This window comes from Psychrobacter piechaudii (genome assembly GCF_900162825.1).
Taxonomy (GTDB): domain Bacteria; phylum Pseudomonadota; class Gammaproteobacteria; order Pseudomonadales; family Moraxellaceae; genus Psychrobacter; species Psychrobacter piechaudii.
Window position 1 is genome coordinate 1 of sequence record NZ_FUGE01000094.1, and the last position, 7,470, is coordinate 7,470.

The 7,470-nt window shown below is 44.5% G+C and carries 6 protein-coding genes and 1 pseudogene; 3 read left to right on the top strand and 4 right to left on the bottom strand.

What is annotated here, in order from left to right:
* Nucleotides 1–106: 106 nt before the first annotated feature.
* From A1019T_RS04225 to A1019T_RS04235, 3 genes and pseudogenes are all read right to left on the bottom strand, one after another.
* Nucleotides 107–835, bottom strand: a complete 729-nt coding sequence (locus A1019T_RS04225; protein ID WP_227675358.1) for a tetratricopeptide repeat protein — start codon at nucleotides 833–835, stop codon at nucleotides 107–109.
* Nucleotides 831–1,028, bottom strand: a pseudogene (locus A1019T_RS04230) (heme lyase NrfEFG subunit NrfE); the annotation flags it as partial. The gene A1019T_RS04225 and the pseudogene A1019T_RS04230, both read right to left, overlap by 5 nt.
* Nucleotides 1,029–1,148: 120 nt before the next feature.
* Complete coding sequence (locus tag A1019T_RS04235) at nucleotides 1,149–3,350, bottom strand: heavy metal translocating P-type ATPase (protein ID WP_077450565.1); 2,202 nt, start codon at nucleotides 3,348–3,350, stop codon at nucleotides 1,149–1,151.
* Nucleotides 3,351–3,492: 142 nt separating this feature from the next.
* Here A1019T_RS04235 and cadR point away from each other — a divergent pair, with 142 nt between their 5' ends.
* The 3 genes from cadR to A1019T_RS04250 all read left to right on the top strand — a co-directional run bounded on the left by cadR (nucleotide 3,493) and on the right by A1019T_RS04250 (nucleotide 6,295).
* On the top strand, nucleotides 3,493–3,903 hold the full coding sequence (gene cadR, locus A1019T_RS04240) for a Cd(II)/Pb(II)-responsive transcriptional regulator (RefSeq protein ID WP_007394845.1): 411 nt from the start codon (nucleotides 3,493–3,495) through the stop codon (nucleotides 3,901–3,903).
* 192 nt (nucleotides 3,904–4,095) lie between these two features.
* On the top strand, nucleotides 4,096–4,848 hold the full coding sequence (locus tag A1019T_RS04245) for an IS5 family transposase (RefSeq protein ID WP_077450566.1): 753 nt from the start codon (nucleotides 4,096–4,098) through the stop codon (nucleotides 4,846–4,848).
* A gap of 265 nt (nucleotides 4,849–5,113) precedes the next feature.
* Nucleotides 5,114–6,295, top strand: a complete 1,182-nt coding sequence (locus A1019T_RS04250; protein WP_077450567.1) for a cation diffusion facilitator family transporter — start codon at nucleotides 5,114–5,116, stop codon at nucleotides 6,293–6,295.
* Between the two features lie 116 nt (nucleotides 6,296–6,411).
* On the opposite strand, the gene A1019T_RS04255 is transcribed toward A1019T_RS04250, so the two are convergent.
* On the bottom strand, nucleotides 6,412–7,134 hold the full coding sequence (locus A1019T_RS04255) for a CHAP domain-containing protein (protein WP_068405068.1): 723 nt from the start codon (nucleotides 7,132–7,134) through the stop codon (nucleotides 6,412–6,414).
* Between the last annotated feature and the right edge of the window lie 336 nt (nucleotides 7,135–7,470).

Below are 7,470 nucleotides of genomic sequence, written 5' to 3' on the forward strand. Positions count from 1 at the left end.
ACAAATAACTCGATTAGTCTGCTTTGTTTATACCAACTTAGTTTACTCTTTCTCATAGTGCTATCCTAAATAATTTTACTTATCTAGGACAGCCCCTAATTTTTTATTAGGGAATCTGTTGATTGATTTCAACATTAACCTGAGTCTGTTCAACGCTAATCATTATAGGATTACCCGATAAGTCGCCTGATTCTGCTATGGCATTACCGCTATGACTAATACGAGCAACGACTGCTAACTGAGTTTTGTCACTACGAGCTGAATTTAACGTGCGATCTGGCATCATCGCATCAAGATTGCTTAAGCGGATACTAGCCTCACCTTGCTTGATAATACTAATGGGTAAACGTTTGGCGGCAAACGGAGGGCCCCCTTTCACATCACGTATCGCTACAAACAACACATCATCAGCTTTCACTAACAGTAATAAATTAGCGTTAATTTTCACTGTCACGTCAATACCTTCTAGCGCTTGCTTTTCTTGCGTGCTAACGTAGTTGCTTAACTCATCTAAGCTTGCTAAAGCTTTAGTATGATCACCTGGTTTGGCCACAATGCTGCCTTGTAAGCGTTTAATCCAACCTTGCGCTTCTGCAAAGTTACTACCACGTGCCTCACCCATTGCCATTAGCATCTGCGCACCTTCATGCTGTGGATTTTTGGCAAGGACATCTTGTAATACACGGCGGCTACTGGCATCAAGCTGACCTTTATTGGCAAAAAAGCTAATCTGCGCATAAGTGGTCGCAATCTCTTCATTGTCTGGTGACAGACGGTAAGCGCGTGACAAAGCTTCAATCGCTGAGTCGGTAGCTTCAAGCGATAAAAACATCATTATAATAAAAACCTGCTATCAAAGCGCCAAATGACGTTATCATGGCGGCAAACTGTGCCCAAGCTAGGCTAGGGGCTAGTCGTTGCCAAGCAACTTGGTTACGAATAACACCAATAGTTGGCAGAATTACCTGCAATAACGCCAGTACAAAAGCGGTAAGCAAGGCAAAATAGCCCAATTCTGTAATCAACATACGGTCTAACCTTATTTACTCTAATGCGGTTGCAGTTTACTGTGGCGGTGGAATTTTTATTATTAGAACCCACCCCGAAATCTGCTGCTATCTCTAGTTTTTAATTGATTTCGAAGGGTTTTATTTAACTACTTTAGGCGGATTTACCAGTGGAGGCGCGCCTTTAAAGCGCAGTAAACGTAACGCATTAAGAGTAACGATCACTGTTGCTCCAGCATCAGCTAGAACCGCAATCCATAGTCCAGTAATGCCGAATATGGTCGTGATCAGAAAGACGCCTTTGAGACCTAAAGCGAAAATGACGTTCTGATGAATGTTGCGCATGGTGGCACGTGAAAGTGCGATGAGATTAGCCATGTCCGTAACACGACTTTTTAATAATGCGATATCGGCCGTCTCAATGGCCACATCGGTACCACCACCCATCGCGATGCCAACATCGGCAGTTGCTAGCGCTGGCGCATCGTTAATACCATCACCAACCATCGCTATTTTGCGGTTGTTCTTCATCTCGTTAAGCAGGCGCAGTTTGTCCTCAGGCAACAGCTCAGCTTCCCATTCCACGTCTAAATTACTGGCAAGTGCTTGAGCGGTTAAGCGGTTGTCGCCTGTTAGCATGACGGAGCGCACACCCATCGCTTTGAGCTGAGCCACACCTTCATGAGCGTCGTCTCGTAATTCGTCTCTTAGCGCGATTAATCCAAGCACTTCACGGTTTTGCTCATCGAAAAGAACAGAGACGGTCTTACCCTCATTTTGCAGCGCCTCAATTTGCGCCTGTTGTGTGGATGAAATCAATGCCTCATCGGCTGCGTAAACAGGCGAACCGATAGCTAGCGCGCGCTCCGCGACAGTTGCGTGTACCGCTTTACCGGCAGTTGCAGAAGCATTGAAGGCCACAGGTATGAACACTTTAGCAGCTTCAGCATGACTAACAATGGCTTCAGCAAGCGGGTGACTAGAACCAGTCTCCACACTGGCAAAAAGTGCCAATATCTCATCTTGACCTTGAGAATTCTGACCTTGAATACTTGAGTCCTCTTGTGTAAAGGCAACAACATCGGTCACGCGTGGTTTGCCTTCAGTTAAAGTGCCTGTCTTGTCAAAAGCGACCGTCTTCACTTGGCCGATAGTTTCTAAAGCACTACCGCCTTTGATCAGCAAGCCACGGCGCGCACCAACAGCAAGACCAGAGGCGATGGCAGCGGGTGTTGATAGTACAAGAGCACAGGGACAGGCAATCAGCAACAGTGCTAGACCGCGATACAACCAAGTCGACCAATCTCCACCCATGGCTAACGGTGGAATGATAATAATTAGTGCGGCAATAGCCATCACTGCCGGTGTGTAATAGCGACTGAATTTCTCAATAAAACGGGCAGTGGGTGCTTTGGAGGCTTGGGCTTGCTCTACCAGCTCAATAATGCGCGAAATGGTGTTATCGGCGGCTGTCTTTTCTACGCGCACTTGGAGCACACCATCGATGTTAATTGACCCTGCAAATACATTGTCACCCATCGTCTTGGCAACAGGAACAGACTCTCCCGTCACGGGCGAATCATCAAGGCTGGACGCACCTTGAACAATGGAACCATCAGCAGATACCCTATCTCCAGGACGCACCAGCACAAGGTCATTCACTTGTAATGAAGTCGCTGGAACGTTACGCTGCCCACCTTGAGCATCAAGTAAAATTGCACTTTTCGGAACCAGCGATGATAAGGCTCTGATGCCAGCGCGAGCGCGATCAGCAGCGATACTCTCAAACAGTTCACCGATTGAGAACAAAAAGACAACCGCTGCGGCCTCTTCAGCTTCACCAATGATAAGTGCGCCAAGCACGGCGACGGACATCAGCGTTTCAATTGAAAAGAATGAACCTGTTTTAGCCAGTGCTAAGGCTTTGCGCGCAAATGGAAAAACGCCTACAATCACAGCGATGGCAAACACCCATATCCCATAAGCGGGCAACAGTAGTGACAGTGCATAACCGCTGCCCATCAAAATACCGAGGCCAACAACCTGTTTGCCTTTTTGAGTTTGCCACCATTGCTTATCCTGCGGAGCCATCTGATTGTCGCTGTCAATATCAATAGCCGATACAGTTTGTTGACCAGTATTGGCAGAGATGCCGAACCCTAGGCTTTTGATTGTTTTTTCGATATCACTAGCCTGAGTCGGCGCACCAGGGGCTAAATTTAGCTCTAGCGTTTCTGTAGCGAAATTCAGCTGAACATCAGAAACCCCAGGCATACGTTTCAAAGCTGTTTCAATCTTGCCGATGCAACTGGCACAGTCCATACCTTCAATATGATATTTCATAATAATTTACCCTTTGAATAATGATATTATGAACCCTATAGTGGCTTTAGAGTCAAGGTTATTTATCTACAGTTTCGTAATTTTAATTTCTCTAGCGCTAGTCTTTACAGCCACTTTAATTATTTAAATCATAGAGGTTGTTATGACAATCAAAATTGGTGAGCTCGCTAAACGCACAGGTGCCACAGTAGAAACCATTCGCTATTATGAAAAAGAGCGTTTATTACCCGAGCCTTTCCGTAGCGAAGGGAATTATCGTTTATATAATGAAGAGCACATTGAGCGTCTACAATTTATCCTACATTGCCGTACGCTCGATATGGCTTTAGATGATGTGCGAATCTTACTTGAATACTGGGAGTCGCCTGACAAGGACTGCGGCGATGTGAATAACTTGCTAGATGAGCACATTCATGCTGTGGAAATACGAATGGAAGAACTGATGCACTTAAAGCATCACTTGACCGTTTTGCGCCAGAAATGTGCAAGTAGTGCACCAGCGTCATCATGTGGCATTTTAAACGCGCTTGTCGATAACTCCTGTCATGAGTAATGATATCAGTAGTGTTCATTTCTGACGGATCAAATCATGAAAGGTTAAATACGCCCTGATGTTAAGCACAAAAAAACCCAGCAATGATATTAAGATCACTAGGGCGTGTTGAACATTGGGTATAAATTAATGGCAAAAAAAATAGCGAACGGTTAATCTTTAAGTTCTCACACAAAAAAGATATCGTTCGCTATGCCTCGCACTATGCTCAAAGATGAACACTGGACAAGACTGAAACCTATATTACTAGAACTTAATATCTATGACAAAGGAAATCTTAGACAAACGGTTGAAGGCGTGCTTTATCGCATGCGTGTTGGCTGTCCTTGGCGCGACTTACCCGAGTATTTTGGCAAGCCCAATACCATCTATAAAGCTTACCAGCGCTGGTCTCGCAGTAATAAGCTGATTGCATTATTTACGTTACTGATCAAAGAGGCAGACCTTGAGTGGGTCTTCATTGATGGTACTCATATCAAGGCGCATCAGCACAGCAGTAGTGGCAATGAGAACCTACAATCCATTAGCAAAAGTGTGGCAGGCCGCGCGACCAAGATTCACTTAGCAGTTGATGCTCATGGCAATCCGATTACCTTTCTTTTATCAGATGGCACAACCCACGATGTCAAAGTCGCACCTGATTTAATAGATAAGGTTAATTTGAGTAATACAGAGGTTTTATGTGCCGATAAAGGCTATGATTCTGATGCGCTACGAGCCCATATTGAACAAGCAGGGACGCAGGATAACATCCCTCGAAAACGAAACACTCAGTATTCTAACGACCATATGGACTGGGACTTGTATAAAGCCAGGCATCTAGTAGAAAATGCTTTCGCTAAGCTAAAGCAGTATAGGGCGGTTGCCACCAGGTTTGATAAGCTCAAGCAGAGTTATGAAAATACGGTCGCTCTTGCTTGTGCTTATATCTGGCTCAAATTATGAATGTTCAACACGCCCTAGTCAGTTCAAAATAACATGGTGATAAATTGAAGAGTGCTACTGGAATGAATGTTGCGCAGCCTCTGTAATAACAGCATGCAAGGAAAATTTATACCAGTAGCACGATGTCATTTTTGCAGTGAATCGACTATAGCTTACTGGCTGCATTTTTACCTCGTCGTTACAGCTTCTAATACTCGACTATGTTAGACTTATCATTAATCCTTGAAGTTATTTACCATAAGTCTTAATAAATTTGAGTAACGTTATGAGTCAAGAAGATGCCAGTCATAAGCAAAATAAGCATTTGCCTCCAAGTGAGCCTATTGATGTCTATAAAAACAACGATAGTAACTATACTGCTGGCAATCAAGACGCTCATGATCATGACACTCACCTAGAGCAAAACACCGCACCAAGAGATACCAAAGGCTATCAGCGTACGTTACTGATTAGCTTTGTGATCACCACAGGCTATATGTTTATCGAGGCGATTGGTGGCTTACTGACAGGCAGCTTGGCGTTACTCTCTGATGCAGGACACATGCTCAGCGACGCCATCGCCCTTGGTGCGACGTTGATGGCATTTAAAATCGGCGAAAAAGCCGCCACCCATCAAAAGACCTTTGGCTATAAACGCTTTGAGATTATCGTGGCCACCGTCAATGGTGCGACGCTAGTAATTATCGCCTTGATGATTTTTTATGAAGCGATCAAACGCCTTAACTCACCGCCTGAGATTGCTACCCAAGGTATGCTAATCGTCGCCACCATCGGTATGCTGGTTAATATCTTGGTCGCTTGGCTGATGCATCGTGGTAGTAGCGGCAGCGATGGACACACCCACAGCCATGGAGCAAATGCAGACAAAGTAAATAAAGAAAAAGCAAATAAAAGCAATGATTCCAAAGAGCCTGTCAACCTCAATATGCAAAGCGCTTACTTGCATGTATTAAGTGATTTGATGGGCTCTGTCGCCGCGATCATCGCCGCTTTACTGATGATGGGGTTTGGCTGGGTTTGGGCCGATGCCGCAGCGTCGGTGATCGTCGCGGTACTTATCTTAGTAAGTGGTTACCGCGTTGTACGTGATTCGGTACATGTCTTGATGGAGGGCACGCCAGAAGGCATATCGCTGGTAGATGTGGAAGACAAGCTGCTTGCCCATCCACAAGTAAAACAAGTCCACGACCTGCATATTTGGAGCATCACCAGCGGGCTAAATGCGCTATCTTGCCATGTGATGGTCGATGGGGATATGAGAATCTCGGATGCCAGCGTATTGATTGCCAATCTTGAGCAAGGGTTGCTTGCGCTTGGTATTCATCACGCCACCATTCAGGTTGAAAGCTTGTCACACCCGCAGACCAGCGCCCATAGCGATGCATTGGTCTGCGACATATCAGAGCAGCAAAGCTCTGCGAATAACCATATCAGGCACAGTCACTAGTCACTAGGGCGTGTTGAACCTTCAACCATGGCACTGACAGAGACTATTTGTGAATGTTCAACACGCCTTACTGGGTTGGAGGAAATAACAACTATGTTGTGCTGACTTAGAAAGTCTTATTTATCATTCATAGCAAGGTAGATATTACGATCTGATGCGGATGCGTCATCCACGTATTTTGAATCGCGCCATGTCGTATAAGCATAGACACCACTGTATGGGCTGATGCTGTTCTGACGGAAGTCAGAAATCCAATTTGTACCATCGAAAATTTGAATATGGCCATGTGGACGCTTTGATGAGCGATCATAGACAATAACATCACCTACTTGGGTTGGCATATCATTGCTGATTTTGCTGAAACCTGCTTTCTCAAGTGTGCCACGAGTAGCGTACTGATAGGCTGAAGGATTTGGAGTGAACTCATAACCAGCTGATTGTAGTGCTTTACGTACGTAACGGGCACAATATCCAGAGCTGCCAGATAAAGCCACTTTTGAGGCGCGAGCAGCAGCGATAGCGGGGGCTGAATTGCTGTCAGGAACCTTATTGACTTGCTGCTGTTGTTTTTCAGCGTATAAGCGGCTGTTTAATGATGAAAGCTGATTCTCTTTTTGCTTGGCCTGCGCACTTAGGTTGCTAATTGCTTGACTAATTTCATCATTATTAGAAACATAAGCACCACTTTTGGTGCTATAGATGTTTTTTGATGAACCGTAGTTTGATGCCACAGAAGTATTGGTGATGGTATTATTTGTTTGAGAGATTGTGATAGCAGCACCACTCGTTTGTGCTATGCCCATACCCAGTACTGACAAAATCAATAAAGCCTGTTTCATAAATCTAATACCTACGGTTAATTCAAAATCGTCTGTTATCAACAACAGCGCAGTCAATTAAATCTCAATAACTCAAGTATATATATGTCATAGTGACTGATACTTCTGCTGCATATTATTCATATAAAAAATGATTATTGGCGATCACAGCTCATTGAAGTCTTACGAAGCTGTTACAAATCAAGCTGCTGACCAAAACACAAAGCCGACTTTAGCATAGGCTGTTTAGCCTGTCATTCCCCTTAAAAACCCCAAAAATACTTTTTTGATGTCGAAAAAATTGCTAATATCCCACATTTTACAATGTAAGTTTGTGTAACATGTACAGAATATAGC

What these genes read in the sequence shown, in the direction of transcription:
- A1019T_RS04235 (WP_077450565.1), bottom strand. Translation starts at nt 3,350, where the DNA reads ATGAAATATCATATTGAAGGTATGGACTGTGCCAGTTGCATCGGCAAG.
- cadR (WP_007394845.1), top strand. Translation starts at nt 3,493, where the DNA reads ATGACAATCAAAATTGGTGAGCTCGCTAAACGCACAGGTGCCACAGTA.
- A1019T_RS04255 (WP_068405068.1), bottom strand. Translation starts at nt 7,134, where the DNA reads ATGAAACAGGCTTTATTGATTTTGTCAGTACTGGGTATGGGCATAGCA.
- A1019T_RS04245 (WP_077450566.1), top strand. Translation starts at nt 4,096, where the DNA reads ATGCCTCGCACTATGCTCAAAGATGAACACTGGACAAGACTGAAACCT.
- A1019T_RS04225 (WP_227675358.1), bottom strand. Translation starts at nt 835, where the DNA reads ATGATGTTTTTATCGCTTGAAGCTACCGACTCAGCGATTGAAGCTTTG.
- A1019T_RS04250 (WP_077450567.1), top strand. Translation starts at nt 5,114, where the DNA reads ATGAGTCAAGAAGATGCCAGTCATAAGCAAAATAAGCATTTGCCTCCA.